The sequence below is a fragment of the Actinoallomurus sp. CA-142502 genome, assembly GCF_050936355.1.
Taxonomy (GTDB): Bacteria; Actinomycetota; Actinomycetes; order Streptosporangiales; family Streptosporangiaceae; genus Actinoallomurus; species Actinoallomurus iriomotensis.
In genome coordinates, this window is the sequence record NZ_JBNJMY010000001.1 from 918722 (window position 1) to 936609 (window position 17888).

Genomic DNA, 17888 nt, shown 5'->3' on the forward strand with positions numbered 1-17888 from the left:
TTCGGTTCGTACGTAGCGTGACGGGCGGTGCGACGCGGACGGATCGGAGCCGTGGTGCCACCGGAGGACGAATGCGCGACGCGCGTGCCGTACGGTGCACGAGGCACCCCCGAAGCCACAGGTAGGAGGTGGAGCGACGATGCCGAGCGCTTCCTGTACGCAGTGCGGTCACACCAATCCGGATGGTGCCCGCTTCTGCTCGAACTGCGGCACTCCGCTCACTCACGGTGTTCCGCCGGTGACAGATGAGCCCGGTGATTCGACGTCGACGATGTCGTTCAGCGCGATCGAGGCGGCCGTGGCGGCCGAGCAGGCCGACGAGTCGACCGGCGATCAGGTGGGGATCGAGTCACTCCCGCCCAACACGGCGCTTCTCCTCGTGAAGAGAGGGCCGAACGCCGGCAGCCGGTTCCTGCTCGACCGGGAGAGAACCAGCGCGGGCCGTCACCCGGAGAGCGACATCTTCCTCGACGACGTCACCGTGTCGCGAGGGCACGCCGAGTTCTACCGGCAGGGCGCGCGGTTCTCCGTACGCGACGTGGGCAGCCTCAACGGCACCTACGTCAACCGGCAGCGGATCGACGAGACCGCCCTGTCCAGCGGCGATGAGGTCCAGATCGGCAAGTTCCGCCTGGTCTACCTCAGCAACGCGCTCGAGCCCGTGCCCGTCGGCGCACCGGAGGCCGCCCCACGCCCCCGGCGTGGCTGGTGGTCCCGCTGGCGGCGGTGAACATCCGCCGACCCGCGTAGACTGCTGGTGAAATCCCCCGTGACCAGTCATTTTTCGTGTCGAGGGGACCATCGGTGGGAGGCTGGGGGAGCCGGGCCAGGGCCTGGAGCCGTGCCCGCCGCCGGACGGACCCGGCCGGAGCGCGCGGTGATCCGGTCGCGTGGACGTACGACGGCTCGCGGGCCGGCGGGCAGGGCGCCGTCATCTCGCTGGCGGCGGCGCGTGCACGGCTGCGTGAACTCACGGACGAGCAGGCGGCGCTTCACCGTGTGATGACGCTGGCCGCGCAAGGTGCCTCGCCCGCGCGGATGTTCGCCTCGGTCGCCCAGGAGCTCGGCCGGCTGCTGGGCGGCGACCACGTCACGATCAGCAGGTACCAGCCGGACCGTACGACCATCGTGGTCTGCCGCTGGGCCGGCCGTGCTCCGTTCTCCGCCCGGCGCCGCTCCGTCGACGAGAGCGCCTTGGGGGCCGAGGTCGCGCGGACGGGCCGGTCGGCGCGCCGGACGGACCAGGCACGCCACGGCACCGAGATCGGCGTGTGGACCCGTGGGCCGCGGCACATCGTCGCGTGCCCGGTCATCGTCCAGGGACGCCTGTGGGGCCTCATGGCGGAGGTCTCCTCCGGGCCCGCGCCGCGGCCCGACGGCACGGAGGAGCGGATGGCGAAATTCGCCGAACTCCTCGCCGCCGCGATCGCCCACGCCGAGAGCCGGGACGAGCTGCTCGCCTCCCGCGCCCGCCTCGCCCTCGCCTGCGACGCCACGAGACGCCGCGTCGAACGCGATCTCCACGACGGGGTCCAGCAGTGCCTCGTCGTACTCGCCCTGGAGCTGCGCGGCCTCCAGGGCGCCGTCGATGAGGAGCTGAGGGAACGCGTGCGGCGCATGGAGGCGGACCTGCACGGCGCCATGACGGACCTGTGGGAGATCTCCCATGGGCTGCACCCGGTCAGCCTGTCCCGGGGCGGCATCGACGTCGCTCTGAAGTCGCTGGCGCGCCGTTCGCCGCTCCCGGTGGAGCTCAGTGGGTGTGTGGGCGGCCGGCTGGCCGAGACCGTCGAGACGGCCGTGTACGCCGCCGCCTCGGAGGCGCTGGCCAACACGCTCCAACACGCGAACGCGACCAGGGCCCACATCGACGTCCGCCTCCAGCGAGGGGCCGTGTGGATGTGGTGCCACGACGATGGCCGCGGCGGGGCCCACCTCTCGCACGGGGCGAGCCTCGCGCACGGGTCGGGCCTGATCGGGATCCGGGACCGCGTCGAGGCGCTGGGCGGCGACCTGGCGATCTCCAGCCCGCCCGGCCAGGGCACGTCGCTGCGCGTCCGGATCCCGACGGGGTGACCCCGGGCGTGATGTCAACCGTGGGTGTACACGCAGATGTCAACCGTGGACCGACGCAAGTCGGCGGGGGATTTTCGTATCCTCGCGGTCTGAGCGAAGAATTGGCCGGACCGCGGCGAGAATTGGGGGGTTCTCGCGCTCCGGCCGAGTGGGGCCCGGCTGTGTGTCGACGTCCACGGGGCCCCAGAGCGGACGTCCGCACCGGTTTCTTTGGGGGAGGGAACCGAGGTTGCGGGCGTTCGCGCGTTCGGCGTACTGCGGGGCGGCTACTCGTCGCGTTCCTCGGGGATCGTGGGCAGCCTCTGGGTGAGCACGCTTTCGGACGTGATGTTCGCCTGGGCGATCATGGTCCGCCGGTGCCGCAGCGCGCCGTTCTCGCGCAGCAGGTCGTCGACCTCGGCGCGCAGCCGGGCCACCCGCTTGCTCATCCGGAAGTGGACCGCCACACTGCCGGCGCCGACGCCCACCACGAGCGCGGCCAGGGCGGGCATCCACGGCACGGCGATCGCGGCGATCACCAGAGACACGACGATCAACATGACCCGGGCATGGTCGCCGATCCAGTCCAAGGCGGAGTTGAGACGCCTCGGGATCTTCACACGTGCTCCTTCCACTGCGACGGCACCGACGCCACGGCGCGCGGACGCCCCACTCCGAAGAGACGGGATCCCGGCGCGCGCGACCGGTACCGCGCGTACCCCCGACAAGGCGAACGACACGGAGAGCCCCGAGCGCCGACCGCGCGTACGGACCGCGGTGCGATGAGGCAAGGCCAGGCTGACCAGCGCGAATCACCGGGCGTCGTTCGACTTCTTCCCGGCCCAAGTCTTTCACGCCCCTGACGTCGCCCGGCCCCCACCCGCGCCGCACGGACCCAGCGTGATCAGCAGGTCACGGGCGGAGGGTCGCCGGTCACTTCGGCAACACGGCCTTATCCAGGACCGCCTTCAGGTAGTCCGGGGCCTGCTGGGCGCTCCCGGTGGCCAGCACCATGGCGACGCCGACGAGTAACGCGGTCCGCGCGGACGCGGCGGCCTCCGCCGCGGCGTTCAGCGGCGGCAGCAGCGGGAGCACGATCCCGGAGCCGACGAGGATCGCCGGCGGCCCGAGTCGCGCCAGCACCGGCCGTAGCCGGGCGGGCCGCGTCACCTCGGGCGCGTTCCGCACCAGCGCCGCGAAGTCTCCCCGGGACCACGCGCCCAGACCCACGGTGAGGGAGTTCGCCACTTTGGCCAAGTCGCCGCCGCTCATCGCCCGAGTCAACGGTGTCTTGTGCGCCCGTACGACCGCGGCGAGGCGGAGTCCGTCGAGATGCGCCGCGTGCCGAGCCTCCAGGTCCCACCACGGCACACTCCGCAGTGCGAAGCGTTCGGCGTCGCGGGCCGCCCGTTCCAGCGAACCGACCCACCACCGGACCTCGGCGTGACCGATGGTCTCGGGCTTGCCGGCCGCGCGTCGCACGGACGCGGCGACGACGGTGAGCTGCGTCGCCACCCGGTCCAACGGCCGCGGCCGGTCGGTGCCGTGCTTTGCCGGTACGCGGGCGGCCACCAGACCAAACCATTCGACGAACCCGACCACACCGGCCGACTCAAAGATCAAGTTGCCGTTCCTTGCCACGCTCCGCAGGGTGTCGAATCCGAGCCCGAGGACGGCGACGACCGCCAGGTACACCGCCACCGCGACGAGAACCGCGGAAGGCGGTGACGTCGACGGTAGTGCGCCGATGCGCCGCCCCACCATCAAGCTGAGATAGAACAACAGGCCCAGCACGATCAGATCCGCGCCGAGGGCACGCCATCGTGGCGCGGCCAGAACTCGCGGCACGGCCGCGGCGTAGCACCTGGCGACCTGGCCGAGGTCGATCCCTGGAACGGGGGGCAACGCGCGTTCGGCGGCGCGCCCGCGTTCATCGCCGTCGTCGCTCTGCGGCGTGCTCCCGTTTCTCCCCGGATTCGCCTTGTCGGGGGAACGCCGCGGTAACGGCCGCTGTCGCGGCTTCCTGCTCTTGCGGCTCATCACCTGACATTTTCTCGTACCGTGGCGCTGCCGTCGAGACGGACGGTGAGCGCGAGCGCGAGGCCCGCAGGGGGGTATCCGCGGGCCTCGCCGTCCTGCCTTGGCTCAGACGCGCTGGGCCTGGATTTTGGTGAACCACTGGCTGCAGTTCTTGCAGGCGCTGCGGCCCTGCCATTTGCGGGCTTCTTCGTTCCATGTCTCGGCGTGGAAAAACAGGGACTCCGCCGGGATCTCCTGCAGCGAGGTGATGTTGTTCGCGTGGAGATACTGTTTCATCGCGTCGACTTCGGCGCAGGAGGCGACGGGCCACTTCTCGACGTCTCTGGTCCGGTCGAGCAGTGCGGTCATGACCGGATGCGCCGCGGTCGCGTGCGCGGCGACTCCGCTCGTGCCGACCCACGTGCGGCCGGTGGTCACGTCGACCAGTCCGGCGATCACGGTGCCGACCTGGGCGTTCGGGCCACCTTGGTACTTGTTGCGCGCTTTGACGGCGACCCTGGCGGCGAGGGCGGCGAGGCGGTCCCGCGCCTTACGGCGCTCGACCTCCTGTAGCTCCTTGTCGACCGCCTCCTGCTGCTTGAGGTAGTACTCCCAGGCGTCGGCGCCCTCGCCGTCCAGGAACTCGACGAACTCGTCCCATGCCTCGATCGGGTCCGTGCCGCCCACCAGGTTCGTCTCAAGCCGGCTCACCCGGCTGATCAGCGTCTCGACCCCGGTTCGAGACTCGCGGGCGGGCATCCGGGAAAGGATCTTCGAGATCTCCGAACGGCGCTGGAACGCCCACCGAAGAAGTGCTTTCTGGTCCACCTCGCCGAGCGGCTGTGACATGGCGCGTTCCTCTCCCCGTCGATGGTCGAAGAAAGGTAACCCGGAATTCTCGGGAGAGTCCATACTCGATTTCAGGAGCATGGAATTCGGCGGAAACAATACGCTTAAAGGGTGCGTGCCTGCGTCGCGGGAATCGGATGGACCTTAAAGCGCATCTGCCCGGTGACCGGGGCGAGGCCCGCCACGACGACGGGCCTCGCCGCAGGGCCCTAGCTCAGGGCGAACTTCTGCGCCGCGGCGCCGTTGCAGTCCCAGATCTGGAGCCGGGTGCCGTTCGTCGTCGCTCCGCTCGGCGAGTCGAGGCAGCGGCCGGACTGCGGATTGAGCAGTGAGCCGTCGGCCTGCTGCTGCCAGACCTGGCCACCGGCCCCGTCGCAGTCGTAGAGCTGGACCTGGGTGCCGTTCGCCGTGCCGTTGCCGTTGATGTCCAGGCAGCGGCCGAGCGTCTTGAGCGTGCCGTCCGACTGGTGCACCCAGTGCTGGTCCACCGAGTACGACTGGCAGTCCCAGATGTTGACGGCCGTGGAGTTGGCGCCGTTGTCGTCGCCGAGGACGTCGACGCACTTGCCACCGGGGCCGACGATCGCGCCGCCGCCGTTCACCGCGAACTTCTGCGCCGCGGAGCCGTTGCAGTCATAGATCTGTAGCCGCGTGCCGTTCCCGGTCGCGCCGCTCGGTGAGTCGAGGCAGCGGCCCGACTGCGGGTTGCGTAGCGAGCCGTCGGCCTGCTGGACCCACTTCTGACCGCCGACGCCGTTGCAGTCGTACAGCTCCACCTGCGTGCCGTTCGCGGTGCCGTTGCCGTTGATGTCGAGGCAGCGGCCGAGGGTGCGCAGCGTGTTGTCGGCGAAGTGCTCCCAGTGCTGGTCCTCGGCGTAGCTCTGGCAGTCCCACAGCTGCACCGCGGCCTGGTTGACGCCGGTGTCGTCGGCGGCGACGTCGACGCACTTGCTGCCCGGGCCGGTGACCGTGCCCTGCGGGCCGTTCGGCACGTTCGTCTGACCGGAGTAGCCGACCGAGACGATGTTGGCCTGCACCGCGTTGTCGGCGGCGTCGGTCGGGTAGCCGGAGGTCATCACCCCTTCGAAGAACGTGCCCATGTTCCAGTTGCTGTTGTCGCCGCCGGTGCCCAGGATGATCGAGCCCTCCTGGTGCATCGGGATGTAGCCGCCGCGGTTCGGCAGCGCGCCGTTCCACCACGTGCTCAGGCTGCCGGACTGCGCGTTGCCGCCCTTGAGCGCGTACGTGGTCTGGCCGTTGTTCTTCAGCAGTGCCGTGACGTACGTGCTGTTGTTGCCGAGGTTCGCGGTGTTGGAGCCGTTGGCGCCCTGGAACATGCCGTTCTCCAGGTCGGCCTCGACCCATGGACCCGAGCCGCTGCATGGGGTGAAGTAGCAGGTGGTGGCGATGCTGACGGCGTCCATGTGGCCGTTTCCGGTGTCGGCCGGCGTGGCCTCGGCGTTGCCGTAGTCGAAGCAGCACGCGGATCCGACGTGGGTGCCGCTCGCGACCATGTACATGCCCTCGGGCTGGCCGTTCTGCGCGACGCCGGACCCGACGGCGTGCCGGTAGCCGTGCTGCGGGGAGATCCACACGCCGTACACCTTGTGACCGCCGGCGGTGACCGCGATCTCGCTCGCGTCCGCCGGGCTGTCCGCCCCCGTCCCGGCCGTGCCGGCCGGCGACGGGGTCAGGTCGTTGTGGCGCGAGGACTGGTCGTAGATCTTCGTGATGCCGCACGTGGTGCCGTTGCAGAACGCGTCGTGGTCGCCCGCGTTCGCGTAGCCGCCCGCGGACAGCACGCCCACGTCGTGCGTCGCATGGTCGGAGGCGCGGGTCAGCTGGTAGAGCGGGCCCGAGTAGGCGGTGAACAGGGCGCGTACGGTGCTGTGCGCGGCGACGCACGGCGTGCCGGCGGCGGCGTAGATGTCGCAGGGGAGCGACGTGGCGGCCGGCGCGGCGCCGGTCATGCCGATGAGGGCGCCGATGGCGAGGACGAGGGTGGCGAGGACGGACGACAGGCGGATGCGGCGTCGGGATGGCGGTGACGCCGGGGGCGGGGCGGCAGTCATGGGGCGATGTCTGCGCATGGCGACGGCTCCTGGTGCGGAGGGTTGGAAGCGTCTGCCGGCCGGCACGGCGGACGTTTTGGCGGGGCTGCACCTAGGTGTTGATTTAAGTTAAATAGCTGGGTCAATCGTGTCAATCACTGTTTAATTCGACGAGTCGTCATGTTCGATCGCGTTGATTTTGCGCCATTTCCATTTCCTCTCACCAGCTGCCACCTCCTCCCCCTCCGCCACCATCGCCGACGGACATTCCTCCGCCACCGCCGGCGGAGCCGAGAGGGTAGGAGTCGGTGCTTCCACCCCGGCCGGAACTCCGGCCCGTACGACCCGCGGTACCCCGCAGGGGCCGGTGCCGAGGCCAGGCGGCCCCCAGGCTGTTGATCCAGGGGGCGACCGTCTGTTCGGTCTCCCGCTCACGCCTGCGCCTACGTCCACGCCCGTGCTCGACGACGGTGAACCAGTCCAGTTCGCCGCGGAGCGCCGACGGCGCCAGTGCCTCGGGCCAGGCGTGGGCTCGTCCGAACGCCAGCGCGTAGGGGAACGTGCGCGACAGCGCGGTGACGTCGTCGCGCGGCGGTCCTTCCATCACCGTCGTCCGCCAGGCGTCCGCGGCCGCCTCCGCCCGTGCGCCCGCCGCCCGGCGCGGCACGGCGTACCGTCCCATCACCGCGAGCGCCGGCACGAGCACCAGTGCGGTCAGACTCACCCATCCCGCACCGGCGAACGACGATGCGGCGAAGGAGAGCACGAACAGGAGCACGCCCACGATCCCGGCCGACCACGCCGCCGCGGTTCCCTGGGCCGCCTGCGCCCGCTGGGACCTGCGGTACCAGCCGAGCTCGACGAGGGCGCGCTCCAGCGATTCACTCATCGGCCGCAGGGGCGCGTGTGTCCACAGCATGTGGACGGACGCGGTGCGGTGCGTACGGAAGACCATGTCGAGGAACCGGCGTTCGACGTCGAGAAGGTCCTCCTCCGCCGCGTCACCCCGGATGGCCCGGATCAGTTTCTCCTCACGGGTCGGCCGGTACGCCTCCAGGCGGATGTGGCCGCGTACGGCGAGGTCCACCAGGGTGGCGGCGAGGGCGGGCCGCTCCGCGCCCGGGCCGTTCAGCGCCAGCGCGGCCGGCCCCGGCGGCACGCGCGGGCCGTCCGGCGGGCCGCCGTCGCCACGGGCCCGGCCACGGCGACGGTGCGGCAGGAACCACCAGGCGGCGATCAGCAGCAGGCCCGCCGCCGTGCCGATTCCCACTGTCGTGAAGCGCGTCACGGCGAATGGCTCGGTGAGCGCCAGGAGCCGGGGCGGCGAGACGGGGACCGAACCCCGCGGAAGTCCGACGCGGACGGTGAGCCCGGCGTGGTCGGGTAGCGCGGTGGCGGCGAAGGTCGCCCGAAGAGCAGGGCCGGTGCCCGCCGACGTCGCCCGTGCGCACGGCGCCGTGTCGTGCTCGGCGCCCGCGGCGCAGGTCACGCCCAGGATGGGGACGGGCGAGCGTACGGTCACGTCGGCACGCGTGATCGGGACGTTCCAGTCGGTTCCGATCGCGTTCCAGGTCAGGAGGATCCCGGAGGCGTCGCGTGTCAGCGCGCGGTCGACGTCGTAGTCGATCGCGTAGGTCTGGGTGCCGGTGACGGTCCGGTGCGGATCGCCGATGCGCAGCTTCTCCGTGCCGTCGTCCTCGTGGCCGGCCAGCGCGCCCGCGGGGCCTGGTGGGCCGGCCACGCGGAACCCGCTGAGCCGCAGAACCCGGTCGTGGCGCCCGTCGTACCGCACGCGCTCGGGGATCCGGCGTTCGATGCCGTGCCGCTCCCGGCCGGGGGCGAACGTGTACCGGATGCGCTCGGCCACGTGGAGGCGCCCGCCGGGCTCGACGGTGAGGGTGACGTTGTAGTCGTCGATGCGCTCGGGCGTCGTGTCGGACGCGCGGGCCGGTGTGCTCGCCGCCGGCAGGAGAAAGGCGACCGAAGCCGCGATCGAGGCGACTTGTCTGATCACGGGCCACCTGCCTGTTCTCGAGAGCGATCATCGTACGGCGCGTTCGATCCTCGACGGCGATTTGGGAGGAGATGTCGCTGATGGGTGAACCGTTCCGTCCTTCGCTTCGTAGGCGGGATTGACCGGGCGAATGGGCGGCGCCGTCTTTCCACTCAGGTGAAGCGGAGATATCAGTGCAGGAATTGATCCAGTTCAATCGGCTTTACGACGACGATGAACCGCTCAGCTCGCCGTCCGGCCGGTTCGTGCTGCGATACGACGCCGACGGCGTCGCCACCGTCACGGACCAGAGCACCGGAGAGGTCCGGTGGCGGGCCGGCGAGCCGGACCGGCCGGTCGCGGGACGGTTTCTCCTCGGCAGCGGCGGGGCGATCCAGGTCGAGTCCGCCGACGACCGCTACGAGACCTTGTGGAGCTCCGACTGCGCGGCGCCGGAGGCCCGCGCGCTCGTCCTCACCGACGACGGAGACTTCGAACTTCTCGACGGGCAACGCGTCCGGCTGCTGAACTCGCGCACCGGCCCGGTTGACTCGGCGGCCCTGGGCGACGCGGCGCCCGTCGCTGCGATCACGGGCGACCGCTACCTGCTGCGGGAAGGCGGAAAGAGGCGCCACGTCGTGGTCCGGAACCCGGACGGCTCGCTGCAGGTCAGCATGAGCGCGCCCGGCTACGGCTGGAGCCACACGTTGATCGCCCCGCTGGTCCAGTGGATGGAGCGGCAACCCGACACGCTCCTGACCTGGCGGATCCTCCCGTACGAGGGCCGCAAGACCCGGGAACTCTGCCTGGTGGACACCGAGGGCGAACCGCTCTGGCGCGACGACATGCGCGGCCTGTCGCCGGCGCCCCCACAGGCCCTCCCGCACGTGTACGGCGGCCCGGAGCTGGGCCGCGGCGGACGCCTGCGACACCAGTCGCTCACCTCGATCTCAGGCGTCTACACGCTCGTGCACCAGGACGACGGGAACCTGGTCCTGTACTACAACCCGGAGCGCCGGGCGGTCTGGGCCACGGACACGTGGTGGGCCGGCGACGGCTGGACCGACCTGACCGAGGACGGCGAACTCGTCGTCCGCAACCTGTGCGGGGGACCGGTCTGGCGGTCGGGCACGGCGGGCTCGGACGCGCAGTGGCTCGTCGTCGACGACGAAGGCGGCATCGCGCTGCTCGACGACGCGGGCACCGCGGTCTGGGAGGTCAGGACCGGGCCGCATGCCCCGGCGCCGGTGGCCGACGTGGCGCGGGGATCGGTGCTGCGGCGCGGCGAGACGCTGCGGCGCCAGTCCCTCACCTCCGTCGACGGCGGCACGGTGCTGGCCCATCGCGACGACTGCCGGATCGTGCTGTACGGCGAGGACGGACGCTGGCTCTGGAACAGTCACTTCGGGGACGACGGCCGCACCCATCTCACGCTCGACGACGACGGCATGCTTCGCCTACGCGCCGACGACGGTTCCTCGGCGCTGGACCTGGGCGGGCCGGGCGACGAGCTGGTCGTGGGACGCGAGAGCGTCGTGCTGCGCCGCGAGGACGGAACCGTCGTCTGGCGCGAGGGCGAACCGGCCGCGACGGCGGAAGAGGACCACACCTCATGGCTGGAGCGGCTGAACGACGAGGCGTACTGCGTGACCGTCATCCACGACGTCGAGCCGGACGAGGCGCTGCGGCGCCTCGGCGCCGAACCGTCGCAGGTCACCACCGGCACGTGGACCGACCTGATGGAGCGCGCCGACCTGGAGGAGGCCGAGCCGAACACGACGGTCGCCGCCTTCGCGCTCGGCCCGCACACGCTGCTCGTGGAGGACAACGGGTACCGCGCGGTCAACGATCCCGCCCTCTCGGCGGGCACCTTCGCGGTGTCCAGCTACATGAGCGTCAACGCCGACTTCGGCTTCATCGTGTCCCGTGACGGCGAGGAGGTCGACAACTTCGGGGAGAACGGCGACGGCGAGGTGAACTCACCCGAGGCGCGGCGCGCGCTGGAGGAGATGGACTCCGAAGACGCTCTGGACACCGCGTTCGACCACGACATCGAGTTGCTGTGCCGCGTCGCGGGCGTCCGGCCGACGGTCGCCGACGTGAGCGGAACCGCCCGCCTGGCCATCCTCGACGAGTACTGAGCGGCGAGTGCCGGGGACGCGCTCGCGCGTCCGCCGGCTCAGCCGTCGCGTCCGGCGGGGCGCCAGTGGCGGGCGCGGCCGCGGGGGATGACCACGGCGGCGGCGGCCACCAGTGCGACCAGGCCGCCGCCCACCGCGGCGACGATCAGGGCCCGGCCGCGCGTGGTGTCGGCGCCGGAGGCGGGCATCCGGACGGCGGGGTCGGGCCGCGGCGCGGCGGCCGGGGCCGCCGTGGACGAGACGGCGGACACCGCGGCGTACGGGTCCAGGATCGGGACCGCCGCCGGATAGGAGGAGACGACCAGCCGCCGGGCGACCTCGGCGGCGGTGAGCTTGGGGTCGTACGCCCGGATGAGCGCCGCCGTCCCCGCCACGTTGGCCGCCGCCAGTGACGAGCCGGAGCCGATGAAGTGACCGGTGCCCTTCGGCCCGACGCTCACCACCGCGTCGCCGGGCGCGGCCAGGTCGGCGGCGAAGATGGTCGGGGCGTCCTTCGGGCGGGTGCCGCCGTCCCCGTAGTCCTCGACCGAGACCACCTGCGGGATGAAGGCCGGAAAGTACGGCTGGGCCGGCGGGGTGCTCGGCGCGGCCCCGGGCACACCGCCGGTGGTGGGGGCCACGTCCAGCGCCGCGGGCGCGACCACGAGGACGTCCTTGCGGGTGGCGTACGCGACCGCCGCGGTGAGTTCGGCGCGTCCCACGATCAGGGCCACACCGACGTACACGACGCGCGCGCCGGCGTCGGCCGCGGAGCGGATGCCCGCCGCGACCGCGGTGGGGTCGGGCTCACCGCGCGGGCCGGTGCCGCGTACGGCGAGGATCCGCGCCTGGGGTGCGACGCCGCCGCCGGTCGCGTCGTCGGCGCGGCCGGCGATCAGGCCCGCGGCGAAGGTGCCGTGGCCGACGCAGTCCTTGTCCGCGCCGCCCGGTGCGGAGACCCGGCCGGCCAGCGCGGGCACCGTGGGGGACACGCCGGTGTCCACGACCGCGACCGTGATCCCCGCGCCCTGGCTCAGCTGGCGCACCCGCGACAGGCTCAGCGCGCGCACCGTCCACGGCTGGGCGTGCGCCTCCGTGGGGGAGGCGCCGGTGCAGGGCTGGCCGGTGGCGAGGGACGACGGCATCACGGGCAGGCCGACCGGGGTGGGCGCGGCGGCGGGCCGTCGCCGGTACGCGGTGGCCGACGCGGCTCCGGGGAGAGCGGAGACGGCGAGCGTGAGGGTGGCGACGGCCACCGAGGCGACGGCGCGCGCACGCCGAGGGACACGTCGCATGCGCTCAGCCTAGGAGAACCGTCTTGTCGTTTTCTTGTCGTCGGAGGTATTCGTCCTTGCTGGTCCGCAGGACGCCCGGGGAGGGTGTCAAGCGGTCCCCCTGAGCGGCATGATGGTCCGAAAGGCATATGAACGGCGCCGCCCACGACATCATCGACCTACAGCATCACACCGCCCCCGAGGAGGGTCCAGCGTGTCTCGGCAGTTGCTCACGGTCTCCCCGGACGGACCGGGCGGTTTCCGGACGATCCAGGAGGCGCTGTCCGCGGCACGCACCGGGTCGGTCGTCCGGATCCGGCCGGGCCGGTACGCCGAGAGCCTCGTCATCCGCACCCGGGTCACGATCGTGGCCGAAGGCGAGCGGGGGAGCGTGGAGATCTGCCCGCGGAGCGGGACGGCGGTGATGTTGCTGACGGACGCCGTGATGCTGACCGACCTCACGCTGCGCGGTGGTGGCGACGACGTACCCGTGGTGGACGCCGCGCACGGTCAGATCGCCATGGAGGGCTGCACCGTGGCCGGCTCCGGGTGGACCGCCGTGCTCGCCCGCGGAGCCGGGTCGCTGGCGATCCGCGGCTGCCGCATCACCAACGCCGAGGGCGCGGGCATCGTGGACACCGCCGAGACGGCCAGCGTCATCGAGGACTGCCTGATCGAGAACCTCGGCACCTCCGCCGTCGTCCTGGGCGAGAACGCCCGCTCCATCATCCGCGGCTGCCGGATGCGCGACGCGCGCGGCAACGGCGTGCTGGCCAACGGCGAGGCGCAGGGCACGATCGAGGACTGCCACATCGCCACGACCTCCAAGCCGGCCATCGCGCTGGAGGGCGACAGCGCCACCAAAATCGTGCGCACCAGCGTGCGCGACTGCGCGGTGGGCGTCTACGTCACGAGCGGCTCGCGGCCGGTGCTGGAGGACGTCACGGTCAGCGACATCACCTCCGGTCCCGGCATCGTGCTGGCCGGCGGGGCGGACCCGCTGCTGCGGCGCTGCCGCACGGCCCGTACGAAGGACAACGGGCTGGCCGTCACCGAACGCTCGCGCGGCACGTTCGAGGAGTGCGAGTTCACCGGCTCGACGGCTTCCGCCATCAAGGTCACCGGCTCCAGCTCGCCGGCGCTCACCGCGACGACGGTGCGCGAGTGCGCCGACGCGTCGGCGTCCGTGCTGCTGTCCGAGGACTCGGTGCCCGAGTTCGACCGGCTGGAGGTGGCGGACGCCGCCGGCACCGCGATCGCCGTACGCTCCGGCGCCACCCCGCTCATCCGGTCCGCCACCGTCACCTCGCCCGGCGGGAACGGCGTGGAGATCGCCGATGACGGGCGCGGGCGGCTGGAGCACTGCGTCGTCGAGCGGGCGACCGGCGTCGCCGTGCGCATCGGCGGCGGGGCCAACGTCTCCTTCCGCGACTGCGCGTTCCGGTCGGCCGGCGACGCGGGCATCTCGGTCGAGTCCGGCGGAATGGGCGTCGTCCTGGACTGCGAGGTGTCCGGCAGCGGGGCCTCGGGCGTCGTCGTACGCGAGGGCGGCGACGTGACCATGACCCGGGCCCGGGTCAGCGGCTCCGGCGCGCACGGCGTCCTGCTGTCGGCCGGGGCACGGGCCACGCTCGACGCCTGTGAGCTGTCCACCAGCCTCGGCGACGGCATCCGGGTCGACACCGCCGAGGCGGTCTCCGTCATCGGCTGCGCCGTACGCGACAACCGTGGCGCCGGCCTGCGTCAGCCCCGCCCCGGCGGGCGGCTGACCGTACGCGACCTGGAGAGCTCCGGCAACGCCGCGGCCGACTCCTGGGGGCTCGAGGTGGGCGAGGACGTCGACCCCGAGGCGCCCGACAAGCCCGCGGAGACCCGGCAGGCCAAGCCCTCGGGGCCGCTGGAGGAGCTGGACGCCCTCGTCGGCCTGGAGGGCGTCAAGCGGCAGGTGCGCACGCTGGTCAACCTCAACCAGATGTCGCAGCGCCGGGCCCGGCTCGGCATGCCCGTGCCCCCGATGAGCCGGCACCTGATCTTCGCCGGGCCGCCCGGCACCGGCAAGACCACGGTCGCCCGGCTGTACGGCGGGATCCTCACCGAACTCGGGGTGCTGCGCAGCGGGCACCTGGTCGAGGTGTCCCGCGCCGACCTGGTCGCCCAGTACGTCGGCGCGACGGCCATCAAGACCACGGAGGCGTTCAACGAGGCCCTCGGCGGCGTGCTGTTCATCGACGAGGCGTACACCCTGGTCTCGGAGGGCAAGAACGACTTCGGCCGGGAGGCCATCGACACCCTGGTGAAGCTCATGGAGGACCATCGCGACGACGTCGTGGTGGTGGCGGCCGGCTACAACGACGAGATGCAGTCGTTCCTGTCCACCAACCCCGGCATGGCCTCGCGGTTCAGCCGCACCATCGAGTTCACCAACTACTCGGTCGAAGAGCTCGTCACGATCACCGAGAACATGTGCCGGAACCACCGGTACGAGCTGGACCCGCGCACCCGGCAGGCGCTCGCCGCACACTATGAGCGCATGCCGCGCGGCGCCACGTTCGGCAACGGCCGGGCCGCGCGGGGCGTGTTCGAGGAGATGGTCGACCGTCAGGCGTTCCGTCTCGCCGGGATGACCGACCCGGCCGAGAGCGACCTGACGCTGCTCCTGCCCGAGGACGTCAGCGACGACGCCGCGCGGGCGACCGAGACCTCCGCCGACCGCGAGACCCTCCTGGCCCAGCTCTCCGGCATGATCGGCCTCGGTGCCGTGAAGCGGGAGGTCAAGGACATGGTCGACCTGCTGACCGCGGCCAAGCAGCGGGAGGCCGCCGGGCTGCCCGCGCCCAACATCAGCCGGCACCTGGTCTTCACCGGCTCGCCCGGCACCGGCAAGACGACGGTCGCCCGGCTCTACGCCGAGCTGCTGCACGCCCTCGGCGTACTGCCACGCGGGCAGCTGGTGGAGGTGGCGCGCGCGGACCTGGTGGGCCGCTACGTCGGTCACACCGCACAGCTCACCCGGGACGTGTTCCAGACCGCGCTGGGCGGTGTGCTGTTCATCGACGAGGCCTACACCCTCACCCCGGAGGGCTCCGGGAACGACTTCGGCCGGGAGGCCGTGGAGACGCTCCTGAAGCTGATGGAGGACCACCGCGACGAGGTCGTCGTCATCGTCGCGGGCTACACCGAGGAGATGCGGCGATTCCTCGGCTCCAACCCGGGCCTGGCCTCGCGGTTCTCCCGGCACGTGGAGTTCGAGGACTACAGCACCGACGAGCTGGTCGCGATCATGAGGAGCCAGGCCGAGGCCAACGGGTACGAGTGCGCCCCCGAGACGGTCCATTCGCTGCGGGCGTACGTGGACGCCATCCCGCGCGACCGTACGTTCGGCAACGCGCGGCTGGCCCGCCAGCTGCTGGAGACGATGATGACCCGCCAGGCCCGGCGGCTCGGCGGCATGCGTTCACCGGACGTGTCGGCCCTGCGCTCGCTGCTGCCCGAGGACATCCCGGCCGCGAACACCCCGAGCCCGCACTGACCTTGCCGACGCGCCCGCGGGCGCGTCGGCCGCGTCGGCAAGGAGTCGGCAAGCAGGCACCAAGACCGCCTGCCCAGCATGGAGCGCGATGACAGTGGTCGCGTCAAGCACGAGGGCGCGACCTGTTCCGGACGAACAGATGGGGTCGCCTCCTTATGACGCGCAGTCAGGTGCTGGACCGGCCGCTGAACCGGACCACCGTCGCCGACCGTCCGGTGGTCGCACCGCGCGGTCGCGATCGGGCGAACGCGCCGGTGCGCGCGCGACGTGGCGGCGACGTGCTGCCGCGGGGAGCGGTGCCCGCGCCGGTACAGGGCCCGGCCCAGGAGTCGGACGCTCTGGGGGACGACGCCTTCTCCCGCACGCTCTACGAGCGGCACGGCACGGTCCTGCTCAGCTTCGTCGTCCAGCTGTGCGGCGGCGACCGGTACCGGGCCGAGGACGTCGTCCAGGAGACCGCCGTACGCGCCTGGCAGCATCGGGGAATCCTCGACCCGACGACGGACCAGGTGCGCACCTGGCTGTTCACCGTCGCGCACCGGCTGGTGATCGACCACCACCGCGCCCGGCAGGCTCGGCCGAAAGAGGTCGCCGATGAGCCCGAAGAGCCCGCCGTGCCCGACCCGGCCGACCGGGTCGTGACGCTGCGGGCGGTGCTGGAGACCATGACCGAGCTCACCGTGCAGCAGCGCGAGGTCCTCATCTACACCTATTACGCCGGCTACAGCGTCGAGCAGACGGCGGCCGCGCTCGGCCTCGCGCCGGGAACGGTCAAGTCCCGCGCCCACTACGCCATGCGCGCCCTGCGCGCGTCACTGCGTGCCCAGGCCGTAATGGATTGAGCAATCCAGGCCGGGTCGTGTCAAAGAGCGAAATCCGCGCTCGAGTCGATTCCTCATCAGGTTGGGAGTTTTCACATGATGCGTAAGACTCTGGTGTCGCTGGCCCTCGCGGCGGGTGTGGCGGGCGGTGCCCTCGCCACGGCGGGCTCGGCGTCCGCCGCCACTTTCGTCCCCGGAGGCGTCTACCCGTCGGTCCAGGCGTGCTCGGACGCCGGCAACGCCGGTTTCCCGCAGGGCCGCTGGGTGGGCTTCTACTGCCAGTCGCTCGGCTACGGCCAGTACGAGCTGTGGGTGCAGCCGACCTACTGAGCCCCCCGGCGACCTGCCGTCGTAACGGCTAGGAGAAACGCGTGGCCCGGCAGTGACGAAACTGCCGGGCCACGCGTCGTTGAACCCGCCCTTCCGCTCTCAAGGCGTGGGGTATGCCGTTCGCGGCGTTCTTACGTGAGCAGAATTTTCTCCTGTCAGGAGAACCCCGCGAACGATGGTGGCCCACCCGCTGCGCGGTCGGACCGACCTGGTCGTGAATCATCCGGTAGAGGCGATCTCCCGGAGTTGTGCCAGGGAATCCCTGGCGATCTGCTGGAACGGCGTCCGGCTCGGATCGTCGACCCACTGCTCGAAGGCGACGTGCATGACGGTGGCGCCGGTGTGGGCGGCGAGGGCGGCGGCGGTGTCGTCGAGTCCCCGTGCGCGCAGGGCCCGTGTCACCGCGGCGGTCAGCGACATCGCCTTGATCAGCTCGCGTTCCCGCAGTTCGGGGCTGGCGGCGATGATCCGGTGCCGCAGGCCGGCGAACTCGCGGACCTCCTCGAACCGGACGGCGGCGGCGTCCAGCGCCGCGCCGATAAGGCCGAGAGCCGAGGTGGACGCCGGGGCGGCCTCGATGGCGGCCACCATCCGCTGCTCCAGGAGTTCCGAGCCCCAGAACAGCACCTCGCGCTTGTCCGCGAAATACCGGAAGAACGTGCGCTTCGTCAGCCCCGCGCGCTCCGCGATCTCCGCGACGGTCGTCTTCTCGTAGCCGCGCTCGCCGTAGAGGGTCAGGGCCGCCTCCTGAAGTCGCGCCCGCGCGTCCGGCCGCCATCTGCCCATGCGGCAAGACTAGCTGATGACACCCGGTGTCATCGCCGTGCTAGTGTGATGACACCAGGTG

The 17888-nt window shown here is 71.8% G+C and carries 13 protein-coding genes; 6 read left to right on the forward strand and 7 right to left on the reverse strand.

Annotated elements, in window-relative coordinates; genetic code table 11:
* Window positions 1-139: 139 nt before the first annotated feature.
* Both ACQEV1_RS04855 and ACQEV1_RS04860 read left to right on the forward strand, forming a co-directional pair.
* Window positions 140-730, forward strand: coding sequence for an FHA domain-containing protein (locus ACQEV1_RS04855; protein ID WP_349497842.1), 591 nt, complete (start codon window positions 140-142; stop codon window positions 728-730).
* A gap of 74 nt (window positions 731-804) precedes the next feature.
* Complete coding sequence (locus tag ACQEV1_RS04860) at window positions 805-2076, forward strand: GAF domain-containing sensor histidine kinase (protein ID WP_433391674.1); 1272 nt, start codon at window positions 805-807, stop codon at window positions 2074-2076.
* Window positions 2077-2342: 266 nt separating this feature from the next.
* Here the strand turns inward: ACQEV1_RS04860 and ACQEV1_RS04865 are convergent, their stop codons facing one another.
* The 5 genes from ACQEV1_RS04865 to ACQEV1_RS04885 form a co-directional block, all read right to left on the reverse strand.
* Window positions 2343-2675 (reverse strand): hypothetical protein, encoded by a 333-nt coding sequence (locus tag ACQEV1_RS04865; RefSeq protein ID WP_285633141.1) that lies wholly within the window; start codon window positions 2673-2675, stop codon window positions 2343-2345.
* Window positions 2676-2988: 313 nt separating this feature from the next.
* Window positions 2989-3903 (reverse strand): hypothetical protein, encoded by a 915-nt coding sequence (locus ACQEV1_RS04870; RefSeq protein WP_433391678.1) that lies wholly within the window; start codon window positions 3901-3903, stop codon window positions 2989-2991.
* 297 nt (window positions 3904-4200) lie between these two features.
* Window positions 4201-4923, reverse strand: coding sequence for a hypothetical protein (locus tag ACQEV1_RS04875; protein WP_433391681.1), 723 nt, complete (start codon window positions 4921-4923; stop codon window positions 4201-4203).
* 209 nt (window positions 4924-5132) lie between these two features.
* The gene (locus tag ACQEV1_RS04880; protein ID WP_433391684.1) at window positions 5133-6995 is read right to left on the reverse strand and encodes an arabinofuranosidase catalytic domain-containing protein; all 1863 of its coding nucleotides are present in this window, start codon (window positions 6993-6995) and stop codon (window positions 5133-5135) included.
* 199 nt (window positions 6996-7194) lie between these two features.
* Entirely contained in the window at window positions 7195-8988 is a 1794-nt protein-coding gene (locus tag ACQEV1_RS04885; protein WP_433391686.1) for a DUF2207 domain-containing protein, read from the reverse strand.
* A 173-nt stretch (window positions 8989-9161) separates the two neighbouring features.
* Here ACQEV1_RS04885 and ACQEV1_RS04890 point away from each other — a divergent pair, with 173 nt between their 5' ends.
* Window positions 9162-11108 (forward strand): DUF6461 domain-containing protein, encoded by a 1947-nt coding sequence (locus ACQEV1_RS04890; protein WP_433391688.1) that lies wholly within the window; start codon window positions 9162-9164, stop codon window positions 11106-11108.
* A 38-nt stretch (window positions 11109-11146) separates the two neighbouring features.
* On the opposite strand, the gene ACQEV1_RS04895 is transcribed toward ACQEV1_RS04890, so the two are convergent.
* Window positions 11147-12382 carry a S8 family serine peptidase gene (locus ACQEV1_RS04895; protein ID WP_285633126.1) on the reverse strand — a complete coding sequence of 412 codons (1236 nt, stop codon included), beginning with the start codon at window positions 12380-12382 and terminating at the stop codon, window positions 11147-11149.
* 193 nt (window positions 12383-12575) lie between these two features.
* On the opposite strand from ACQEV1_RS04895, the gene ACQEV1_RS04900 reads away from it, so the two are divergent.
* From ACQEV1_RS04900 to ACQEV1_RS04910, 3 genes are all read left to right on the forward strand, one after another.
* Window positions 12576-15890: a right-handed parallel beta-helix repeat-containing protein gene (locus ACQEV1_RS04900; RefSeq protein ID WP_285633124.1), complete on the forward strand. Its 3315-nt coding sequence runs from the start codon at window positions 12576-12578 to the stop codon at window positions 15888-15890.
* Between the two features lie 155 nt (window positions 15891-16045).
* Complete coding sequence (locus ACQEV1_RS04905; protein ID WP_433391691.1) at window positions 16046-16732, forward strand: sigma-70 family RNA polymerase sigma factor; 687 nt, start codon at window positions 16046-16048, stop codon at window positions 16730-16732.
* Between the two features lie 75 nt (window positions 16733-16807).
* The gene (locus tag ACQEV1_RS04910; protein ID WP_433391693.1) at window positions 16808-17041 is read left to right on the forward strand and encodes a hypothetical protein; all 234 of its coding nucleotides are present in this window, start codon (window positions 16808-16810) and stop codon (window positions 17039-17041) included.
* A gap of 219 nt (window positions 17042-17260) precedes the next feature.
* On the opposite strand, the gene ACQEV1_RS04915 is transcribed toward ACQEV1_RS04910, so the two are convergent.
* On the reverse strand, window positions 17261-17827 hold the full coding sequence (locus ACQEV1_RS04915) for a TetR family transcriptional regulator (protein WP_433391696.1): 567 nt from the start codon (window positions 17825-17827) through the stop codon (window positions 17261-17263).
* Window positions 17828-17888: the final 61 nt, after the last annotated feature.